15 protein-coding genes and 4 pseudogenes are annotated in these 20,755 nt (G+C 60.8%); 7 read left to right on the forward strand and 12 right to left on the reverse strand.

All coding sequences use genetic code 11. The annotated features are described in order from the left end of the window. From IVB41_RS35830 to IVB41_RS25735, 11 genes and pseudogenes are all read right to left on the reverse strand, one after another. A partial coding sequence (locus IVB41_RS35830; protein WP_247436075.1) for a histidine kinase dimerization/phospho-acceptor domain-containing protein occupies positions 1–712 on the reverse strand: 712 nt, incomplete at its 3' end. Continuing rightward, positions 713–1,501, reverse strand: a complete 789-nt coding sequence (locus IVB41_RS25695) for an alpha/beta fold hydrolase (protein WP_247436079.1) — start codon at positions 1,499–1,501, stop codon at positions 713–715. A 100-nt stretch (positions 1,502–1,601) separates the two neighbouring features. Then, positions 1,602–1,994, reverse strand: coding sequence for a response regulator (locus IVB41_RS25700; protein WP_247288369.1), 393 nt, complete (start codon positions 1,992–1,994; stop codon positions 1,602–1,604). A gap of 357 nt (positions 1,995–2,351) precedes the next feature. Then, the gene (locus IVB41_RS35685; protein WP_256464258.1) at positions 2,352–2,486 is read right to left on the reverse strand and encodes a hypothetical protein; all 135 of its coding nucleotides are present in this window, start codon (positions 2,484–2,486) and stop codon (positions 2,352–2,354) included. A gap of 1,210 nt (positions 2,487–3,696) precedes the next feature. After that, on the reverse strand, positions 3,697–4,791 hold the full coding sequence (locus tag IVB41_RS25705; protein WP_247436083.1) for a hypothetical protein: 1,095 nt from the start codon (positions 4,789–4,791) through the stop codon (positions 3,697–3,699). A gap of 224 nt (positions 4,792–5,015) precedes the next feature. Next, a complete protein-coding gene (locus IVB41_RS25710) occupies positions 5,016–7,886 on the reverse strand; it encodes an autotransporter domain-containing protein (protein ID WP_407062501.1) in 2,871 nt (956 codons plus the stop codon). Positions 7,887–8,242: 356 nt separating this feature from the next. Then, positions 8,243–8,518, reverse strand: a pseudogene (locus IVB41_RS25715) (transposase); the annotation flags it as partial. Then, positions 8,516–8,728 (reverse strand): annotated as a pseudogene (locus tag IVB41_RS25720) (transposase); the annotation flags it as partial. The pseudogenes IVB41_RS25715 and IVB41_RS25720, both read right to left, overlap by 3 nt. Positions 8,729–8,797: 69 nt before the next feature. Next, complete coding sequence (locus tag IVB41_RS25725) at positions 8,798–10,156, reverse strand: integrase family protein (RefSeq protein WP_247436090.1); 1,359 nt, start codon at positions 10,154–10,156, stop codon at positions 8,798–8,800. Positions 10,157–10,739: 583 nt separating this feature from the next. Continuing rightward, the gene (locus tag IVB41_RS25730; RefSeq protein WP_247436093.1) at positions 10,740–11,900 is read right to left on the reverse strand and encodes an iron-containing alcohol dehydrogenase; all 1,161 of its coding nucleotides are present in this window, start codon (positions 11,898–11,900) and stop codon (positions 10,740–10,742) included. Positions 11,901–11,935: 35 nt separating this feature from the next. After that, positions 11,936–12,514 carry a TetR/AcrR family transcriptional regulator gene (locus IVB41_RS25735; protein WP_247438132.1) on the reverse strand — a complete coding sequence of 193 codons (579 nt, stop codon included), beginning with the start codon at positions 12,512–12,514 and terminating at the stop codon, positions 11,936–11,938. A 170-nt stretch (positions 12,515–12,684) separates the two neighbouring features. Between IVB41_RS25735 and IVB41_RS25740 the strand changes: the two are divergent. The 5 genes and pseudogenes from IVB41_RS25740 to IVB41_RS25760 form a co-directional block, all read left to right on the forward strand. Further along, positions 12,685–13,587: pseudogene (locus IVB41_RS25740) on the forward strand (efflux RND transporter periplasmic adaptor subunit); the annotation flags it as partial. Positions 13,588–13,626: 39 nt separating this feature from the next. After that, complete coding sequence (locus IVB41_RS25745; RefSeq protein WP_027570865.1) at positions 13,627–14,082, forward strand: nuclear transport factor 2 family protein; 456 nt, start codon at positions 13,627–13,629, stop codon at positions 14,080–14,082. Positions 14,083–14,147: 65 nt separating this feature from the next. Next, a pseudogene (locus IVB41_RS25750) lies at positions 14,148–14,540 on the forward strand (efflux RND transporter permease subunit); the annotation flags it as partial. A gap of 432 nt (positions 14,541–14,972) precedes the next feature. Further along, positions 14,973–16,172 (forward strand): ABC transporter substrate-binding protein, encoded by a 1,200-nt coding sequence (locus IVB41_RS25755; RefSeq protein WP_247436096.1) that lies wholly within the window; start codon positions 14,973–14,975, stop codon positions 16,170–16,172. 52 nt (positions 16,173–16,224) lie between these two features. Beyond that, the gene (locus IVB41_RS25760; protein ID WP_247436099.1) at positions 16,225–18,027 is read left to right on the forward strand and encodes an AMP-binding protein; all 1,803 of its coding nucleotides are present in this window, start codon (positions 16,225–16,227) and stop codon (positions 18,025–18,027) included. Positions 18,028–18,060: 33 nt separating this feature from the next. Here IVB41_RS25760 and IVB41_RS25765 read toward each other — a convergent pair whose 3' ends face one another. Further along, positions 18,061–18,573 (reverse strand): helix-turn-helix domain-containing protein, encoded by a 513-nt coding sequence (locus tag IVB41_RS25765; protein WP_027570869.1) that lies wholly within the window; start codon positions 18,571–18,573, stop codon positions 18,061–18,063. A 239-nt stretch (positions 18,574–18,812) separates the two neighbouring features. Here IVB41_RS25765 and IVB41_RS25770 point away from each other — a divergent pair, with 239 nt between their 5' ends. Continuing rightward, complete coding sequence (locus IVB41_RS25770) at positions 18,813–19,445, forward strand: 2-hydroxychromene-2-carboxylate isomerase (protein ID WP_247436103.1); 633 nt, start codon at positions 18,813–18,815, stop codon at positions 19,443–19,445. Between the two features lie 98 nt (positions 19,446–19,543). Then, a complete protein-coding gene (locus IVB41_RS25775; RefSeq protein WP_247436108.1) occupies positions 19,544–20,743 on the forward strand; it encodes a CaiB/BaiF CoA-transferase family protein in 1,200 nt (399 codons plus the stop codon). The last annotated feature ends 12 nt before the right edge of the window (positions 20,744–20,755 follow it).

Consider the following 20,755-nt stretch of genomic DNA (forward strand, 5'->3'; position numbering starts at 1 on the left):
CGGGTTCGACGGCGGTAATGGCCTTAGAGAGCGAGATACCCCCTCCAAGGCGGCCGCGCGCCAGGTCCATGACGCTCTCGATCATCTTGGCCATTCGGCCCACGCTGCTCTGCATCATGGCCTCGAGCCGCAGCGCGTCTTCCGGCGTCTTGGCCTTGAGCATCAGCCGTGCACCGGCCGCGATCGATGCGAGGGGATTGCGCAGGTCGTGACCGAGGACGGCGATGAACTGCTCGCGCAGCTCCGCGTTCTCGCGCTCCTGTCGCAGACGCTCCTCCAGAGCGGTCCTGAGCTCGTCGCTCTCCTTGCGGGCGTCGATGAGCCCGCGCTCATAGCGCCGCCGATCCGTGGCGCGCATGATCGTCAGGCGCGTGAATAGGAGCGCGTCGGCATCGGATCGTCGCTCGCGGGCATTCGCGATCGCCGGCAGCCGCGTTCCGTTTTTAGTCAGGAGATCGAGAGCGAACTCGTCGAAGAAACCCTGCATCCGGAGCAGCGGCGCCACATGGGTCTCCAGGAATATGCGACCGGCCATGTTGAGCAGGTCGCTGAGCCGCATCCCGGACAGGTCATCGGGCAGGTAGCCCATCCAATCCGCCAGGGTCCGATTAGCACGATCGATGCGGCCGTCCGGGCGAACGGAGAGGTACCCGCACGGCGCGTTTTCGTAGAGATCTTCGAAGTCGCTGTCGGCGGGATGATTGTTGTTCACTCAGACGAAATCTCGAATTGCGGCGACGACTTCGTCGGGCGCGCTGAGGTTGGGACAATGGCCGGTCGCCTTCAGCACGACCATTTTGCTGTTCGAAATGTTGCGGTGGACGTACGCACCCACCTGCTGCCCGGCGATGATGTCTTCGCTGCACTGGAGGATCAGCGTGCGAGCGTTGACCTTGTCCAGGTCCGCGCGATTGTCGGACAGGAACGTGACTCGGGCAAACTCCTTGGCGATGGCGGGATCGGTCCGGCAGAAGCTGTTGGTCAGTTCCTCGCCAAGTTCGGGACGGTCCGGGTTGCCCATGATGGCGGGCGCCATCTGCGCCGACCACCCCATGTGGTTCTCTTCAAGGAAAGAAAGAAGCTCCTCGATCTGCTGGGAGCTGAAGCCGCCGACGTAGTCCCCATCGTCGATGTAGCGCGCCGAAGGGCCCACCAGCACCAGGCTTTCGAACAATGTCGGATCCTTGATCGCAGCGAGAACTCCGATCATCGCGCTGACGGAATGCCCCACGAAGACCGCGCCCTTCAGCCCAAGCGCTTGGCCAATCTCGACGACATCGTCGGCATAGCCGGACAATTTGGAATACTTCTGGCGATCGTAAGCGGTGAGGTCCGAGCGGCCCGCTCCGACGTGGTCGAACAGCACCGTGCTGAAATCGGCCTCGAAGGCCGGCGCCACGAACCGCCACATGTTCTGATCGCACCCGAACCCATGAGCGAACATCATCGGACGCTCGCCGCGGCCACGGACTTGCACGTTGTTGCGGACCTCGATCGTCATTTGTTACCCCCGAGCGTGTGACAGTTCTTGTGGTCTGGACGAGCGTAGGGTGAACTGGACCCCTATGCATCCCTTTGCGAGCGCCGGGCAGCTATGACGTTCAGATCAGGAGACCCGACAAAGCCTCGACCAACTGCGCCGGCGCGAAGGGCTTGGGCAGGATGACGCTACGCGGCACGCCGTTTGAGGCCCAGCGATGGGCGCTATCCCCGGAGACGTAGAGGATCCCGCAGCTTGGATCGCGCTCCCGTACGAGACGGGCGAGCGCCCAACCATCCATTCTGGCGGGACCCAGATTGATGTCGGTGACAAGTGCTCGCGGCAAAGAGCTCTCGCTGAGCAGGCCGGCCGCCGCTTCGCCTGAGGCGGCGCTGAGCACGCCGTAGCCTGCCTCGACCAAGGTCTCCTCCAGCATCTCGCGGAGGAGATCTTCATCCTCAACCAGAAGAATGGTTGATCTTTCTGCGGCGTTTTGGGAGTTGCTCAGGTGCATCCTCTCGCATCTCCTATCAAAATGACTCCCGCGGTCCTGATGACGCACGTCACCCGGCCCAACGTAGAACAGGACGAAGCGTTCATTTTTTCTTGCTGCGTCGCCCTCGCAAGGAACCAGGAGAAATGTTGGCGCAGACTTCGCCGATGTGCCAGCAGCAGTCAATTGCCCATCGTTGGGCCAGAGATGCACCTTAATAGGGGACAAACTTCGAAGGCGCTTCCAGTCAGGCCCCGTCCGGTCCCGGAATTATCGCTCAGTGCGAAAGTGGGGTCACAAGCGGTCCCGGACCGCTTGCTCGCGGCAGGTCAGCTATGGGGCAACACTGACACTGGAGGACCGCCAACTGAGGCGGCCTTAATTCATCTTGCGGCGAAGCTTACGTTGCAGTTCGCGCTGTTCCTCGATGTCCTCTTGGACCATCTGGCGCAAATCATCCTCGCGCTTAGTGCCGGAGGGCGGGGTCTCCCGAGGTGGTTCTTTGTCAGCCATGGTGGCATCCTAAAACACTGGCCGCCGGCCGCCGTGAGGCAGCCTTAATCTTCCCAAATGCGCTCGGCCGCACTTGTCGCACTGTCAAAGGTTGACGGTGCGACCAGTCCCCACGTCCAGCATCGAATATCGCAGCCGAAGGGGGTAGCGCAAGCCGGGCAATGCGTAGGCTGGGGGCGGGGCTGGCGAGACTGTTCGGACATGCAGATTGTATGCGCCCGAACAGCAAAATTGGCCACTAACTGAATTCAAACTAGGCCACTGAGGTCGGGAGCAGGCCGGGGCTGGCCGAATTCGGCCACTCCGCAGGCACTAACGAATTGACGCTGGGGCGTTCGGGATGGCTATCGCAAACCCATTGCCAGCCCCCGCCGATTCAGTGCGGAAATCATAGCAGGCACGGCGTTTTCACACAGCCAGGGTCACAAGCGGTCCTCCGCCGGCTACGCGCGGCAGGTCAGCTACGGGCGGCCAATTCCGGACATCAAGGCGCGATGCGCGGAGGGTGTTCTGGATTGAGGAGGATGAAGTTCTCAACATCCCGCCGGCGCTCTGGCAGTGGCTGTGCGCCCGCGTGGTGCCGAAGCGAGTCGCATGGGCGCGGGCGAGAGTGCCGAAAAGGCGGCCGGGAGGGCCGCGAGCGAGGATACGCAGGACGTGCAGGGATCAAAGGCTTGGCTAACCAGAGGCTCGCGATGCCATGCCTAGCATCGCGCCCGACGTCAGAGCTGTGTCCCCTTGTGGAAAAACCTGCGCTTCACGCGCCCGCATCCGCCGTCAGCTTCGAAAGCAGCAATGGGGCACGGCGAGAGCACAAGGGCCCTACCGGACATCCCCGACCCACTTCAAACCTACATAGGGGCCGTGCAAAGCAAAGTCCGATGGCGGCGGACGATTGTTGAAGCGGTTTAAGGCTGGACTGCCGTAGCTTCCAGTCTGGACCCCTTGAGGCTGCGGCTGAATTGGAGCCTTTGGCGTAACTGGAGCGGGTAATGTGCGGGACGTCACACCGGTCGAGATGCTGGGCCTCTGTACATTCTGGGCATTGGCCAAGGTGGAAATCAGGGTGATTCCGAATGTAAACGCCGCTGCAGCAAGGGTAATCGATCTGATCTGCATGATGCCTATCCTCAAAATACTCGACCTAAAGTGGAGCACGTCACTTGCTACTAATCAAGGGCTGGGGCCTCGCTCCGGACGCGATGGTTCCTCAATTCCACGTGTAACGGAGACCAGCTTGAACTCCCGAAGTCTGGGTCGGGTTGTACCCTGCGATCGGGGCGCTGGGGCCGCCGGTCTGCCCGATAGCATGCACCTCAAGGTAAGACGAGAAGCTCGGGCTCCAGACAATGGCAATCTTGCCAGACCCGCGGTAGCCGATCGCGCTCGATGGGATGATGGGCCCGACAGCTCCCAACGCGCTGGAGTCGGTGATCTGATACGCGAACACGGAAAGGGATGGCTGAACTATGTAATCCATCCATTTCATTTGAGTCCCGAACCGCGCCCCGGCGTGCACCTCCGTCGTGTCGGAAATCTTAATCCCGAAGTTCTCTGAGTAGCCTTCGGAGTACGTCATTCCGATACCGGGCTCGATGAACACCGAAAAAGGAAAATCAAACCGGTACTGCACATTTCCGGTGAAGCCCAGCGTGTTGCCCTCGATGACGGCAGGGACGAATCCAGGAGCCGACAGGGTGCTTCTTGTCCAGCCGAGGAAGCTGGTCAGATCGGCGGAAAGCCCTCCCCTTAGATAGGAGACCGTGATCGAGGTCGAAGGTGCGGAGGTGTCGACGGTCAACAGACCGCCTTGGTGCGACCAGGAGCTGCCTCCTGTTCCGATGAACGTCAGGGCGTCGTCTCCCGTAAAGATTCCAATCTTCGTTACGTCGAATGCTCCGGTGACTGAAGAGGTATCGGTCACGATTCCCGCGGTCATGGAGCGGTCTATCCCCCCAATCAAATTGCCGCTGTAGAGCCAGCCTGTAGCTACGGCAGGGGCCGCTCTCGTGGCCTTCGCATAAGCAAGAGCCTGGAAGGGATCGTCGACACCACGGACTGCAAATGGATCGCGGCTGTCGAACTTCGATCCGTCTGCACCGAACCTTAGTCTTCCAGAGGACGGCGGAACAGCACCTTGGCGGCGCAGGTGGTCGCGAACGTTCTGCAGAATGTTCTGCACCACGTTGTCATTGATTTCCTGATAGATGCTGATGCCGCCGGACTGAGCCGTGGCAGGTTGTACCAAGATCCACGTTAAGGCCGCTGCCGCAGTGAAGGCACCCCAAATTCTTGCGCGCTTCATTTCGATTCCGCCCCGAGTCCACTGAAGAAAGTAGCTGAACCGTAGAGCTGTCGCCAGTGCAAATGGGACGATTATGGACCCGGCTTAAGCGGGCAAATTGGTCCGCTCAGGGTCATGAACGCCCTTAGGACTGCCGGCGGGTTTCTTCCGGTCATCCACTATGACCCGACCACCTGGGACGCTGCCTAGACTTCGCGTTCGGGCCACATGCGGACATCAGATGCCTACCAAGCGTACCGCAGCAAACCCTTGCCGGCGTAACTGCGAGTGACGTTTGAGAACTCGCCTTCGAAGGTGCCGGCGGCGGACCAGCCGTTCATCCACTTCACTTCCGCGGCGGCGGTCACTAGCGCCGAGTCGCTCGCCTGCGCCGCTCCATTGACGACGAAGGACGCGCCGGGAAGCGCCGTGAAAGTGGCACCGATCGCTCGATCTGGATTGTAGTCGTGTGACCAGGCGGCGCGCCCGCGTAGCGTGAGCACGGCGTTCTCCATCGCAAATGACTTGTCGGTGCGGATGCCGAGCTCGCTGCGGGCATCCGTCACGCTCTTCGAGCCGTAGGTCAGGGCGAACGCGCCTCCGCCTGAAACGACGCTTTCCGCGTAGCCCGGCAGATCGAAGGTCGTGAACTGGCCGGCCGAATAGGGTGTGATGCCGAGCCCGTCCATCCACGGCGCCACGAAGCGGTAGCCACCCTCGAGCCGTCCCGAATAAGCATTCGCTTTGAACCGCGCCAGCAACTGATCGGTCCCGGCGATGGTCACGATGCGGTTGGTGGTGACGTCCTGCCAGCCATAGGCCAGCGCGCCCGAGAGATAGGCCGCGCCGATGGTATGCCGAACGAACACACCGGCCTGGAACAGGTCCGAACGGCCGTAGCCGCTGTTGGCGACGCTGAAATTGGTGCCGCCGCCTGCCAGCGAAAAGCCGGCGATCGTGGACGGCGAGAAGCGATAATCAGCGCCGAGCGCGGTGCCGTAGATGCTCGACGTCGCGGTGTTGGAGCCGGTGGTGGCATTGCCGTCCGTGGTCTGGGACCCACCATAAGCCGCCGCCCATACGCTCCAGCGAGGCACGAACGGAACAGCCAGCGCCGCCTTGGTGTAAATCGCCGCCAGCGCGTCAGTCGGCTTGCGCTTGACCGCGTAGCCTAGCTCTTCGTCGACGTAGCCGATGGTGCCACTGTCCGTGCTTCCGACCTCGCCGCGGCCGGCAATGAACGGATCGGTCATGATGCCCATGAACTGGTTCATGGCATTAAAGGTGGTTTGTTGGGGCGCGCTGCCGACTTCACCCGAAAGCTGCGTGAGGCCGGTGGGCGTCAGGCTGCCGAACACGATCGGGATTGTGCCATTGCTAATGAAAAAGTTGGTGAGCGCAGTCCCGACGTTCTGCTGATTGCCGCTGAGGTTGCCGGACGGCGGCACGAACGACAACGCTAGGTTCAGATAAGCGTGCGTAGCGTCATTGCTTAAGGAGGCTTTGAAGCCCGACGGAACATTCAACACCGCGGGGTCGAACGTGCCCGTGATGCTGCCCGCGGTGAGGATGGTGTACTGCTTGGCGACATAGCTTCCGGCGGCAAAGCTCGCTACCACCGTAGCCCCGCCGAGGGTTGCCGTGCCCGTGACGGCCGTGAATGACGACGTCGTCGGGTTGATCTGCACCATATAGGTCGATGCTGACTGCAGGACGAGATTGCCAGCAACCGTGGTCGATGTACCCGGCACGGCCACCGTTCCAGCGAGGAAGAGGCCTCCCGAATTCACCTGGGTGTTGCCGAGCGTGCCAGAGCCGGTCAGCCTACCGCCAGCATTCACGACAATCAAACTTGAGGTCGCGATTGAGCCGTCCACGTTCAACGTGCCAGCGTTGACGGTCCAAGGGGCCGCCGCCGTCGTCGTTCCGGTCAGCGTCCAGACGCTACTGCCAGTCTTCACCAAGGTCGAGAAACCTTGATACTGCGCCGTCGCGCCTAGCGTGGAGACGTCAAAGCCCGCGTTGTTTGCTCCACCAAGGCGAAACGTATCCGATCCGGCGCCAACGACGTTGCCGATAATCGTCGATCCTGCCCACAATTCCAGGACGTTGCTGCCCCCGCTGAAAGTGATCGCGTTGGCGCGCGTCGAACCATCTCCGGAAAAACCACCGGTGATCGTGCCGCTGTTGATGATTGCCAAGTTCGAGCCGGAGACGCCAGCGCCTCCTAGGCCAGTTGCGCCGGCAATGCCAAAGAAAGTTCCTGCGAGCCCACCACTTCCACCCGCGCCGCCGATGATGCTGCCGCTGTTGATCAAGGTCCCGCCAGCGACCGACGCCGCAATGCCGCCATTGCCTCCCTTACCTCCATTGCCGCCTATTGTTACGTCAGAATCACCTCCTGCGCCGCCGCTTCCGCCAATGCCGCCGAGGATAGACCCGTTGTTGGCAAGGCTCGCACCCGGGCTCCGCAGCACTGCGCCGAAGCCACCATCGCCTCCACCACCGCCGCTACCAGCGTCAAATTGGCTTTGCCCTCCGGCACCGCCTGTCCCTCCGGTGCCCCCCGCTATGGTTGAATTATTTGAGCTTGGGCCGACTCCCGTGAAAAGCACGCCGCCACCGCCTTCACCGCCCCCACCGCCGCCACCACCCAAGGTACCGGCGGGCAAAGGGGATGCTCCACTACCTCCAACCGTTCCTGATGTCGCAGCTATTATGGCCGCCGACGGTGCCACCAACCCGAAATTGCCCCCGTTGCCGCCGTCGCCCCCAGCCGAATCGCTGCCCAGCGGGACGATCGCTCCGCCAGTGCCGCCTATGCCCCCTGTGCCAGTCACGAGGCTTACACCGCCGCCGCCGCCACCACCACCACCATAGGAAGCCGGAGGGGCATCATCGCTTCCGTTGCCGCCGTTTGGTGTAGAGGCGTTACCGCCCGCTCCGCCGAACCCATTTACCGCGGGCGCCCCGCCTCCACCGCCATCAGCGAACGCTGGGGTTATCAGAAAACCCAGCCCCACCAGGATCGCCCAACCCAGCCGAAGGTGCGCCGTGCTTACTTGCATGCAGCCCGTTTGCAATCGAGCCCGCCGAAGAGCGATGCGTTCCAACATACGTTTCCAACCTCTGCCTGGGGGCTGAGAGGCCGAGAATGTAGATGGCCGACAACCAGCAGGCTATCATTCAACGCCATGCACGCGGGATTCACTGGCTGTGTGATGGGTTTGCAACAGTCGTGGCGCGCTAACGAGAGTGTCCGCCGACATTCTGCCAGCAAACGGCTGCAATGGGTCTTGGTCGTGTAAAAACGCTGTTGCATGACGCGGACCGGCGCGGTCGAACTCAGGCTATCGCGGTCCGATCAATTTGGGCAAGTTTTACGGCCGCTCGACCAGAACTCATCCTGAGGCAATGTCGGGGGCTCTTATACGCGCCCCATGAACCGCAACGGCGCGCGGCAACGCCCGTATCACGCCCTCACCGCCGCCAGCAGCGGTTTCATCCCGACGATGTTCAGCACGCGTGTCAGATTGTAGCCGAGCACGCACAGCGCCATCTCGGTCGCAACTTTCGGCAGCGTCACGCACAAGAACCGCGTCGCGCCCATGCGCATCTTCAGTGTGCCGAACGGATGCTCGACGGTCTCGCGGCGTGTGCGCATGGCGTTTGGATTCTTGTCGAGCCGCGCCTGAGCGCGTTCGAGAACGTCCTCGTGCACCCATCGCTTGATCCGGCGTTGTGGGCTCTTATCGCGATTATTGACTGCTTTGAATTTGCTGCCGTCGACCGCAACGCTGGCTGTCGCGAGCAAGCCCATCTTGCGGCACACCTCGACGAAGCGCGCGCAGACCTTTTTGATGCCGGGACCATTGTCCTTGCGGAAATCGGCAATCGTTTTGTGATCGGGCGCAAGCCTGGCGAGCAAGGTCTTGAGTTCATTACGTACAGAGCGCCGTAGGCGTAGGTCCTTAGTACGTGCTTGGAAAGGGTGCAATCCGGTCACCGGACACGCCGACGGCTGAAGTCATGCGGCCTTCCGAACCCTTTCTTGCTCCTCGCCCAGAGTGTTTGGTTCTAATCGGAATTGGGTCACGGCTCTTCGGCTGGCTCTGTGGCCAAGCCAATTGATCAGGACTTGCTCTTCCGTAAGCGACTTACCCAGTGCGGAAAATACGACGGTGCTGATAGCTTGTTGTTGGCTGCGCAGGTGGTCTTCAACCAGCTTGTGTCGGGTGACATAGCCAGCGTTCACACCAGGGATAGAATGGTTCATGAGGAGCTTGGCATCGAACTCGGAAACGCCGGCAGCGGTGGCAATCGTCCGAAATGTTTGACGAAGGTCATTGCCCCATTTTGATAGAATATCTCGATCTTCCTTTGTTTCCGCTAAGTGCCCTGAAGCGCTCTCAGCTGGGAATAGCCATTTTTGCGCCTGAGACGGATGCATTTGCCTGCCGAAACGAAGCACCCTGGTGAGGCTCAGGATCATTTCCCGAGATAGCGGGATGTCGAACGCTCGCTTATTGCCTCCCTTCGGCATTGGGATGTGGAGCGTTCGGCTTCGAAAATTGATGTGCTCGGGCTTGGCCTGCTGCAATGCGGTGGGCCTGGAGCCACAGAGTAATGTGAAAAGATGGAATTCGCGCCGGATCGGATTGTCCAGACTAGCCAGCTCGAAGAACCATTCTTTCAAATCACCGGTGCCCATACCAGTGTTCCTGCGCTCCTCCTGATTCCAATCGACTGCATTTGCGGGATTGTCACGTGGCAGCGATCGATTGGTCTTCCGAGCATGATTGTAGATGGCCCGCAGCGTCCGCATGCTGCCATTCGCCATATACGGACCGTTCTCCTTGGTAAGCTGATCATGCTTTTCGGCGACCCGGCCGGGATCGTTCGCGAGATCGAGCAGAGGGGTGTCAAGCCATTCCGAAAAGAGACGTTCGACGTGATCCCGATAGCCACTTATCGTTTTCTCGCTACGGCCTTTTCGGATCAGATGGGCTTCCAGATAGCGTTGCCAAGCCTGCTTTAGGGTAGCGGCCGCTACGGCACTATTCCCATCGGTCTCAGCCTGTCCGGCCTTTCCGTCTAGTCTCGTTTTCGGGTGCTGTCCTTTGCTGATCTGAGCAAGATATTCCTTGGCAATCGCGCGGGCTGCTCGGGTCGTCAACTCGCTCGCATCTCCAATCGACACTCTGATGGATGAGGCTCGCTTTCCCCGTTGTCGAAGATCACCTTGAACAGTGAACGTCCTCTTCCGCTTCCCCACAACCACGAAGAAGCCTTTCAACTCGGTATCGCGAGCCAGATACCAGCCATCTTCGGGCGTGGGTAGCTGGGCGATGGCCTTGTCGCTGAGAGTAATGCGAATGTCGGTCATGCGGGCGGCGTGAACTGCTAAAACGGTTTTCAAACGGTTTTGGCGAACTGAGGTGTTTGAAGGTGAGGGTTTGCTGGACTGCGAAGCTATGCGACAAGTCCCTATAAATAAAAGACCTTCTTGGACGCCGTCGTAGTTTGGCGCAGATTCAGAAATCGCAGAGAGGCGCCGGTTTTGAACTCTTAATCAGCGGGTCCCAGGTTCGAGCCCTGGTGCGCCCACCATTCAAGATCCTGCTGATGCGGGTTCTTTTCATTTCAACGCCCAGAACAAAGTGCGCTTTGTGCGAGGTTCTTTGTGTGGGCGGACGCGGCCAGCTTGCCGTTGGCTTTCCCTTGTTTCCATACCGTCACCCATTCGACTCGGCACGCGGATCCAATGGACAGATCGATGACGTGCTCATCGTAGTACAGGATACTGGAGCGGGCAAAACGGACGATCCGTTCTGCCCGTCGCCGCAGGATATCGCTTGCTGCAGAACGAAAACGAGATTGTTCGGGTCGGGTTCGAGTCGCTTTCCTACGGACCACAGTTCGGCAAACGGAGCTGATGGTCGCGGCTGGATTTTCCTGTGCGAATTCGGCTAGGCGGCCATTCGCAACAGATCGACGATCTCGGCTTCGCTCTTGAATGGCCGCGGATTGGCTTGGACGAAGCGATGATTGATCGCAATCTTGCTGATCTGATCGAACTTGTCTTCGCCGATCCCGACGTCGGCAAGACGGCCAGGCAATCCAAGTTTCTTGGTGAATTGCGCGAAGGCGGCGGCGGCTTCCATGCCCGGCTCGCCAAGGGCCGTCGCCAGGCGCTGTTGCGCATCCTCGGTGAACGGCTTGTTGTAACGAAGCAGGCTCGGCATGATGACTGGTGTGCAATAGTAGTGCGGAACACCGAAGGTACCGCCAAGCACATGGCCGATGCCGTGACTGGCTCCCATCGGCACCCGCGCCTGGAGGCCGAAAGCGGCGAGCCACGCGCCGTATTGAGACAGTCGGCGCGCCTCCAGATCACCAGGTTGCTGCAAGGTTCGCAGCATTCCCTCACGCAGGGTGCGAATGCCGGCCAGGACGACCTCGTCGGCGAGCGGCGTGCCAGCGGGTGAGCACAAGGCTTCGATGCCGTGGTCCATCGAGCGCGTTCCCGACCCCATCCAGAGCTTGGAAGGCGTATGAACGGTGAGCGCGGGGTCGAGAATGATAGCCACCGGCATCATCCGGGGATGAAAGAAAATCTGCTTCAGCCTGTTGCGTTCATCGGTGACGAGCGCGGCTGCATTGTATTCGCCGCCATTCAGCGTGGATGGCACCGCGATCTGTCGGACCTTTGGCGATCGGAACGGAGAGACGGTGACCCCAAGGCCCATCGGGAAGGGATCGAAGCCCGCTTCGTCGGTGATGTCATGTTCCATCGCCATGATGACGATCTTGGCGAGGTCGATCGCCGAGCCGCCGCCGACGGCGGCGACCAGGTCGGCTCCGGCGTCTTTGGCTTGACGGGCAACGTCGGCAGCTTGCTTGCGCGTGGTGTGCTCTGCAATTCCATCGAATGTCGCGACATGTCTTTCGCCGAGCGCGCGCCGGATCTTCTCGATCTCGTCGGTCTTGGTGTTCAAGGTGCGGCTGACGATCAGGAAGACGCGCTTGGCATCCAGCCGCACCGCTTCATCGTTCAAGGCGTCAGACGCAGCTTTGCCGTAAACGACACGATCGATTGCCGGAAAATTGTGTATCCCTGCTTTGCGCATTTGCGTTCTCCCTGTGAGTTATCAAGCACCGATCCTCAAGCGGCGACAGTGTCGCGAATCTGTCGCGACGCCGTTTCCAGAAAGGCCTGAGCGAGATCGGGATCGTTGACGACGCGTGAGAGTGTCAACGCCCCGACCATCGTCGAAAGAATGGCCATGGCTTTGCTCCTGGATTCCTCGTCGCTCGTTTCGGCAATCAGGCGGCTGAGGATTTCGATATGCGCTTTGATCCCGCCTTCGAACGACGCTTTCACCTCGCTGCTCTGTCTGGCCACATCCGAGCCGAGCGCCACGATCGGGCAACCGTCCATCTTTTCGTCGCGATGGCCCGTCCTGAGATAGAACCCCATCACCGCCCCAAGGGGATCCTCAGGGTTCGCGGCGATGGCGGTCGACCATCGAAGCGTGGCGCTCTCCAGCGCGCGCGCCGACGCCTGTGCGGCCAGGTCCTCCTTTGACTCAAACTGCTTGTAGAATGCGCCTTGGGTCAGCCCGGCAGCTTCCATCAGGTCCTTGAGGCCGATGCCGTCAAATCCCCGCGACCGAAACAGGCGGCTTGCGACATTGATGACGTTTTGCCGGTTTTCCTCAGCCTGAATGCGATTCACTCGCATCATTGGTCTCCCCACTTAGATTGCATTCAACCTCTATTATCCGGTATAGAGCTCGAACGCAATCTATCTGGCATGAGGCGATGTTATGAAAAAGCGACCGATGATCGTGCTGGGGAGCGTCCTGATCGCGGGATGCGCGGTGGCCGCATCGTTGCGCTTCGCCCGCCGGCAGCCTCGGTTTTCGCGTTCCCGGCAAGATCGTGGAGCGGCTTGTGAATACCGGTGAGCAAGTCAAAGCCGGTCAGCCGCTGATGCGGATCGACGAAACCGACCTTCGTCTTGCGGTCACGGCGAAGCGCAACGCCGTTGCCGCCGCGCGCGCGTCCGTCGTGCAGACCGAAGCGGACGAACAGCAATACGCCAAGTTGGTGAGCAACGGCTGGGCTTCCCGACAGCGCTACGAGCAAGCCAAGGCCGCGCTGGATACGGCCGAGGCGCAGCTTGCGAGCGCTGAAGCCGATGCACGGGTTGCCGAGAACGAGGCGACGTACTCGATCCTGGTCGCGGACGCGGACGGAACGGTGGTCGAAACGCTTGGCGAGCCCGGGCAGGTCGTCTCGGCCGGCCAGACGGTCGTTCGGATTGCCAAGGCCGGTCCTCGCGAGGCGGTGGTCGCGCTCCCTGAAACGGTCCGGCCGGCAATCGACTCCGTGGCCGAGGACGGCGTGTACGGAGCAGCCGAAGGGCGGCGCTATACGGCGCGTTTGCGGCAATTGTCCGACGCCGCCGATGCCCAGACCCGAACCTATGAAGCCCGGTATATCCTGGACGGTGAAGCCGCGGCCGCACCACTTGGCGCGACGGTGACCATTCGGCTGCCGAGCCAGACGAGCGAGCCGCAAGTTCAGGTGCCGCTCGGAGCAGTGCTCGATGATGGCCGCAAGACCGGAGTTTGGATCCTCGACAGCGCCACCTCAACCGTACGCTTTCGGCGGATCAAGCTTGTTCGGGTGACCGACGAAACCGCCGTGATCTCCGGCTTGAATTCTGGTGATGCTATTGTTTCGCTCGGCGCTCACCTCCTGCAGGAGGGCGCTCGTGTCAGGACCGCCGCTGAAAGCCGGAGCAACTGAAGAGTCTCAATCGTTCCGCGCCAGCCGCTGGAGAAGCACATGTACAGCTACATCGTCGAGCAGGAAATCCGAAAGACCTTCGACCATGTCAACAACCATCGCTGGGATGAAGCGGTGAAGGCGGTCGCGCCGCACATCCATCACCGTGTTTCCGGCAATCACGCGTTGGGCGGGGAGCGCCACGACAAAGCGGCCCTGCGCCGCTGGTTCGAGCGGCTCGGACGCGTCCTGCCCACGCTCCAAATCAAGGTCAACAACGTCTGGGTGAAGGGCTGGCCCTGGAACACCACCGTGTTTGTCGAGTGGGACGGCACCGCAACGCTGCTCGACGGCGACGGCTCGTACGTCAACCGCGGTCTCCACGTGTTCACCCTGCGGTGGGGCAGAGTCCATGCACTCGAGGAATTTCAAGATTCACAGGAAGCCGCGCGCGGGCTTGCCGCGCAAGCGGCAGCTGGCCTCAAGGAAGCTGCCGCCCAACCAATTATAAGTTAGCAGATGAACCTCAATCTTTCCGCGATCGCCGTTCGCGAACGGGCCGTCACCCTGTTCTTCATCATCCTGCGTTCGGGTTCAACGCCATTCTTGGCCTGATCGGACTGGCAGGCATCCGGATGCGCAATACCCTGATCCTGACCGAACAGATCAAGGAGAATCGTTCTGCCGGCCTCGATGACTATCAGGCCGTCATCGAAGCCACCGTGCAACGCACCAGGCCGGTGATCCTGACCGCACTTGCCGCCGTGCTGGCCTTCATTCCTCTGACGCATTCCGTGTTCTGGGGATCGATGGCCTACACGCTGATTGGCGGCACGGCAGTCGGCACGGTCCTGATCCTGCTGTTCCTTCCTGCGCTTTATGTCGCCTGGTTTCGCATCAAGCCGGCCCCGGACGAGCTCTACGAGCGTTCGGCGAAGGATGCAGAATTGCGAACAGCAATCGCCGCCGAGTAGGGCTCGGCGAGATCTATCCCTGCTGCGCCGTGGGTGTCTGGTTAGATAAGCCAGGCACTGCGTGGCCTCGCGCCGACCTTATAGTTCAAAAAAAGAATGTGTACAGCGGCGTGGAAATACGCCAGCGATCCTGTCCTAGAATAGTCGAAAACACACCATTTAACGCGGAATTTTTAGGCCGAATTATTTCCAGGTACGAGAGCGCGGCCTGTCGTCCAAGTCACGGCACGTGAGCATCTAATCGCTTGACGAGTTCAAAAAAAGAACTGTAGGCTGCGCACGAGATGGCCGAACGCAACGGCCGCGACGTGCCGGATTTACGGCTGGACCCGTTCTGCGCGATGCCTCTTCGCAAAGGGCGCGACGAGCCGCCACCGGCGCAACAAAACAAAGCCGCACACTCGAAAAGGGGTGCAAGTTTGGGAGGACGCAATGCTGGTGAGATGGAAGATCGTCGCGGCTCTGGCTCTATTCCTGAGTGGTCCCGCATTCGCCGCCGACGAGCCGGGAATCTCTGCCACCGAAATCAAGATTGGCGGGGTTTTTCCCTTCAGCGGACCGGCATCATCGATCGGTCTCGTGGGCAAGGGGCTCATGGCCTACATCCAGGCCTTGAACGACCGCGGCGGCGTCAACGGACGCAAGATCAACTACATCGCCTATGATGACGGATATAGTCCTCCCAAGGCGGTGGAGCACGTCCGCAAGCTCGTTGAGAGCGACGAAGTGTCGTTCATGTTCGGCCAGCTCGGCACGCCCGGCATCTCGGCCACTGCAAAATACCTGAGGGCCAAAGGGGTACCGAGTGTCGCGATCGTCAGTGGCTCATCCAAGTTCACGGACGTCGCCAATTACCCCCTGATCACCACGGGCCTTGTCAGCTACGACACGGAGGGAAGAATCTACGCCAAATACCTGACGAAGACGCTGCCGAACGCCAAGTATGCCATCCTCTATCAGAACGACGATCTCGGCAAAGATTATGTCGCTGCCTTCAAGGCGTTTCTCGGCAAGGATTTCGATCGCAAGGTCGTCAGTGCGTCCTACGAGGTCACCGAACCGACGATTGATTCGCAGATTACCAATCTGAAGAGCTCGGGAGCCGAGGCCCTGGTGATCGCCGGGACGCCGAAGTTCGCGGCACAGGCCATCCGGCAGGCTTCAGTGATCGGCTGGAAAGCGACCGTGATCATCAATTTCCCGTCCGGATCCGTCGGAGGCACGCTTGCACCGGCCGGGCTCGACAAATCGGTCGGCGTGATGGTCGGCACGACCAACAAGGATGTCCTGGACGAGACATGGAAGGACGATCCGGGCATGCGGGCTTACCGGGCATTTTTCGACAAGTATCTGCAGGGCGCCGATATTACCAACGGCAGCTATCTGACCGGTTATCAGCAAGGCGTCCTGCTCGAGCAAATCCTCAAGCAATGCGGTGATGATCTGTCGCGGAAGAATATTCTGGGGCAGGCGAAGAACCTGAAAGACGTCGTCGTTCCGACCGTGCTGCCCGGGATCAAGGTCAACACCAGCGAGACCGAGAACATGATCTGGACGCAGATGCGGCTGCAGCGCTGGACCGGCACAACGTGGCAAGCCTTCGGAGAAGTCCTGGACGCCAGGTCCGAGTGACTCTGGCGCAGCCCGTTCTATCCATCCGCGGTAATTCAGGAGATCGTTTTCGATGTCGACGAAGCCATTGACGTTTGCGCCAAGGGAGCTCTCCGTCGAGCGCCGGATCGACGGCACGCTCATATTGAGGTCGCCGCTCGAATTGGGGCCATGCGACTGGCGCGTCACCGATTTTCTGCCGCGCTGGGCAGCCGCGGCTCCGCAGCGAATATTCCTCGCACAGCGCAATGCCAAAGGGGGATGGGACGAGATCACCTATGGCGAAGCATGGTCGCAGGTGCAGGCGGTCGGCCAGAGTCTGATCGACATGGGCGCAAAGCCGGCTGACAGGCTGGCCGTGCTTTCGGGCAACTCCATCGAGAACGCGGTGATCTCCTTTGCTGCGATGTCGATAGGCGTCATTCTGGCGCCGATATCGCCGAACTACACGCTGATGCCCGGCGGCCTTGCGCGCCTCAAGGACATCGCGCAGGTGCTGCGTCCGAACTTCGTTTTCGTTCAGAGTGGACGCGACTTTTCCGCCGCCCGTTCGGTTCCCGAACTGGCAGACTCTACCTGGATCAGCGTCGATGGCGCGCCGGATACGATCCCCTTCCGCGTCCTGACGGATCGAACGGAGTGGACAGGATTTGCGCAAGCGTCGAGTGCGATCTCTACTGACGCCGTTGCGAAAATTCTCTTCACGTCCGGTTCGACCGGATTGCCAAAGGGTGTGCTGAACACGCACCGCATGATGGCGAGCTCCCTGCAAATGGGAAGCCTGCTGGTGTCGCCTCCGGAGGCGCCGGTCCAGGTCGAGTGGCTGCCGTGGCACCATACAATGGGCAGCAACGTCATTCTTCACGGCATTCTCAAGAACGGCGGGACGCTCTACATCGATGACGGCCGCCCGCTGCCTCAGCTCTTTCACAAGTCGGTGGCGAACCTCAAGGAGATCTCTCCGACGGCGATGTTCAATGTGCCCGCCGGCTATAACCTGTTGTGTGATGCCATCGAGAACGATGCCGCCCTCGGCGCGAGCATCTTCAAGCGGCTGGATCGATTGAGCTACGCCGGGGCTGCAATTTCGCAAGGCACGCTTGAAAAACTCTATCGGCTGACATCATCGATCACAGGCCGGCGGATTCCGGTGATGTCGGGCTATGGGACGACTGAAACGGCGCCGACAATCAGCACGACGCATTGGGCAACGGATCGGCCGGGCGAGATTGGTCTTCCGGCGCCGGGTGTGCAGCTGAAACTGATCCCTGTTTCCGACACGTACGAGGCCAGGGTGAAAGGCCCCAACGTTACCCCCGGTTACCTCGGCAGGGCCGATCTGACCGAGAAGGCCTTCGACGAGGAGGGGTTCTATCGCATCGGCGACACCGTGTCGTTTATCGATCCCGAGAAGCCGGAGCTCGGTCTGCGTTTCACGGGCAGAATTTCCGAGAACTTCAAGCTCGCGAACGGCACCTGGGTTGCGATCGGAGCGATGCGTGCCGCCATTCTGGCCGCCACGCGCGGCGTACTGCTGGACATCGTCGTTGCGGGAGAAAACCGTGAAGCCTGCGCGCTGCTGTGCTGGCTGAATCCGACCGAGGCGGCTCGGATTTCGAACGCGCCGGCTGCGGATTTGACTTGCGACTCCAAGGTAATCGAATTCCTGAGACATCGTTTGCAGGAATATAATGAGGCTGTCGGAAGCAGCGAAAAAATCTGCTCGTTCACCCTGCTGAAGGATCCGCCCTCATTGGCCGCGGGAGAAATCACCGACAAGGCCTATGTCAATCAACGTGCTGTGCTCAAGCACCGGGCTGAACAAACGGACCGTCTTCACTGCAACGAACCTGACGCAACCGTGATTCGAGTCTGAGGATGCGTTCAATGCCTGACGCCGGTGGCCGGCTCAAGCCGCGCTGCGGCGGGCCTTTGCCTTTGTCTTGCCAGGTGCCTCCATCGTCCGCGGGCCTTGGGCGCCTGGCCCTGGATGGGTATGAACCTCCCTGGCCAGGAGCGGCTCGCCGCATTCAGAGCACACCATGACCGGGTCGAAGTCCTTGCCGCACTTGCGGTGCTGGTGCAACAGCGGCCGGCCGCGCTCGTCGACCATGTGAGTATCGCCCCAATGCACGAGCGCCATCATGATCGGATAGAGATCGAGGCCCTTCTGGGTCAGGATATATTCGTGTCGCTTGGGCGCTTCCTGGTAGGGAATGCGGCGCAGGATGCCCAGCCGAACCAGCTTCTTCAGCCGTTCGGCGAGGAGATGGCGGGTAATTCCAAGCGCCGACTGGAATCCTTCGAAGCGCCGTGTGCGCAGAAAGCATTCGCGCAGGATCAGAAGCGTCCAGCGGTCTCCGATCACGCCGATGGTTCGGGCCATCGAACACGGCTCTTCCTCCAGTTCTTTCCACTTCATCCGTATTCTCCAGTCATCCCGGCGAGACCCGCTCGATTCGCCGCCAGGGCCGCCGCATCTTCCTAGCATTCTAGATAGGTACTGAATTCCAAACAATACCCGATGAACCAGTCAAACCAGCACAACTCCCGCCAAATTTGACAGTTCGATTTTAGAACTATAGAAGTGAGAACAAGCAAGCCATGCGATTGGATCGCCGGTCCCTGACCATCCAATACGCTCTGCGGGAGAAAGCGGTCATGACCCTCAAGGTTGAATTCCAGTTCGATTTCGGCAGCCCGAACGCGTATTTGGCGGAGGTTGCCATCCCCGGGATCGAGCGGCGGACCGGCGTAAAATTCGAGTACGTCCCGGTCCTGCTCGGCGGGATCTACAAGGCGACCGGCAACATGTCCCCGTTCGACTCGCTTCGCGGGATCAAGAACAAGCCGGAATACCAGGCGCTCGAGACCCAGCGGTTCATCCGGCGCCACAACATCACACAGTTTCGCCAGAACTCCTTCTTTCCAGTCAACACTTTGATGTTGATGCGCGGCGCCGTCGCGGCCCAGTTCGAAGGCGTGTTCGAACCCTATTTCCGCGCCGCCTACCGTCACATGTGGGAGGAGCCCAAGAAGATGGATGATCCCGAAGTGTTCCGGGCCGCATTTGCCTCCTCGGGGATCGACATCGACAGGCTGGTTGCGCGCGCGCAGCAGGATGACGTCAAGAAGAGGCTGATCGACTTGACCAATGACGCCGTCGCCCGCGGTGCCTTCGGCTCGCCGACATTCTTCGTCGGCAAGGAGATGTTTTTTGGCAAGGATCAGCTCCGGGACGTCGAGGAATCGATCGTCGAACAGACCCGGCAGCCCGTTTCCAAGACCGGCTAGTTATCAACTTGCGGTCCGTGCGTGTTGAGGCGAAGGGCTGACACCAAGCAAGAGTTTACCTTCAGCCGGTTGGCAGAAAAAAATCCAGGGAGAGTGCAATGGCTGGTCCGCTTGACGGCGTTCGTGTCCTCGATCTGACCGGTGTGGTGTCGGGCCCGTTTGCGACGATGTTTCTGGCGGATCAGGGTGCCGACGTGCTCAAGATCGAGCCGATCGGCGGCGATATCACCCGTCGCAGCCGGGCCACCATCGACAAGGACGGCGAGTTCTCCGCGCTGTTCATTTCGTCAAACCGCGGCAAGCGTTCGCTCTCGATCGACGTCAAGAGCGCGGCCGGGCGTGAGGTGCTGGCCAAACTGGTCGCGCAGGCCGATGTCCTGGTGCAGAACTTCCGGCCCGGCACCATGGAGCGCCTCGGCGTCGGCGTCGAAGAGCTGCGCCGGCGTCATCCGCGCCTGATCTACGTCTCGATCAGCGGCGTCGGCGAGACCGGACCCTATGTGAAGAAGCGCGTCTACGATCCAATCATTCAGGGCCTGTCGGGCTTTGCCGATATCCAGTCGCAGCCGGTCACCAATCGCCCGCAGATGATCCGCACCATCGTGTGCGACAAGACTACCGCCGTGTTCACCGCGCAGGCGGTGGCGGCCGCGCTCTACGCGCGTGAGAAGACCGGACAGGGGGATCATATCCAGGTCGCAATGCTAGACGCGATGATTTCCTACCTCTGGCCGGAAGGTATGATGCAGTACACGGTGGTCGGAGCCGAGGCCGCGGCTGCCGATCCGAATGACCGGCCCGATCTCGTGTTCAAGACCAGCGACGGCTACATCACGGCCGGCACCATCTCCGATTCCGAATGGCAGGGCTTCTGCCGGGCGTCCGGCGATCCTGAGCTTGCCAAGGATCCAAGGTTCGCGACCCCGTCGGCGCGTTCGGTCAACGCCACGGCGCGTATCAACAAGATGGCAGAGTATATCGGCCAGCACACGACCGCCGAATGGCTGGAGCGTCTTGATGCCGCGGATGTCCCTTGCGCGCCGATCCTGCGGCGCGGCGAAATCATCCACAATGAGCAGGTGGTGGCGCGCGGGATCATCGCGGAATTCGATCAGCCGAAGGTCGGCCTTGTGCGCCAGCCTAAGCCCGCGGCCCGCTTCGAGATCAACCAGGCTGCCATCGGCGGACCAGCCCCCCGCGTCGGGGAGCACTCGCGCGAGGTGCTGCGCGAACTTGGCTACGATGATGGCGCGATCGACGATATGGTCGCTGCACGCACGTTGCGCGTGGCCATGTAGGCCGAAGCGCTT

The organism is Bradyrhizobium sp. 44 (assembly GCF_023073095.1).
Classification (GTDB): Bacteria; Pseudomonadota; Alphaproteobacteria; order Rhizobiales; family Xanthobacteraceae; genus Bradyrhizobium.